The 1218-nt window shown below is 32.4% G+C and carries 1 protein-coding gene; it reads right to left on the reverse strand.

What is annotated here, in order from left to right; translation table 11 throughout:
* Window positions 1–1218 (reverse strand): S46 family peptidase (locus ABWO04_RS12030; RefSeq protein WP_353079918.1); only part of this gene is annotated, 1218 nt, incomplete at both ends.

Here is a 1218-nt window from a genome sequence, read left to right on the forward strand (position 1 = left end):
AATGATTTTCATTTCTTCAATTAAATTTTTAGCACCCGCATATTTATCTATAATAAATAGAATATATCGTGTATCTACCATGATATTTCTACAAATTTCTGGAGAATAATACACATCGCTCATTGTACCTTCCCAAACTCTATCAAAATTTAGCCCAATTAAGTTTCCATTAGCATCAATAGCTGGACTTCCAGAATTTCCTCCTGTGGTATGATTTGTAGCGATAAAAGCCACTGGCATTTTACCATTGTCAGCATATTTACCATAATCTTTAGTATTATACAAATCAATCAATTTTTGCGGCACGTCAAATTCATAATCTCCAGGAACATATTTTTCCATCACACCATCTAAATAGGTAACCGGTGAATACAAAACCGCGTCGCTAGGCTTGTATCCTTTTACTTTTCCGTAGGTTACACGCAAAGTAGAGTTGGCATCTGGAAAAATTCTCGCCGATTTTGGACTTAACTCTAAAATGGCTTTCATATAGGCCCGTTGCATAGCGATATTTTTCAGGTTAATTTCGTCATATTTTGGCGCCACATTTTTGTTATATGCTTCAGCAAGCGTTTTCACAAAAGCAAATCCTTTATCTTGATTTAATCGTTCTAAAACCGTTTTAGCATCTCCAGATAACACTTCTTTTAAACCAGCATAAGAAGTTAACTTTGATGAATTAAAAATTTCAGATGCTAATTGAGTTGCATCAATTCCTTTTACACTTTCAGGTAAAAATTGTTGCGGTGATTTTTTACTATAAATAGCTATTAATTTTTCGAACACTTTTTCGTCAACTTGTGCATTAAAATCTTTATATAAAGGTTCAAAAGCTTCAATCAAATTCTTTTTTCTATCATTAAATGCTTGTTCACCTTTTGAATTATACACTTGCTCTAATTGATACAAACGGTAGCCAAAAGACAAAATTTCGGTATTTCTTAAAACTACTTCTGTGTAGTAATCTCTTGCAATAGCATATTCTTTAATAGCAGCATAATTTGTAGCAAAGTCAGATAATAAATTTCCATATTCTGCTTGTTTTCCGGCTTTGATAATTTTATCAGTTAGGTCTTTTTCAAAAACTTGCTTAGCACCAACTGCATTGGCTTTTATTAATCCTTTACGCTCACCTATCCATTTTTTCCAATAATTGGCTACTCCGGCATATTTTGAAGCATATTGAATTTTTATTGCTTGGTCTTTTCTCATAAAACC

This window comes from Flavobacterium sp., assembly GCF_040382755.1.
Classification (GTDB): Bacteria; Bacteroidota; Bacteroidia; order Flavobacteriales; family Flavobacteriaceae; genus Flavobacterium.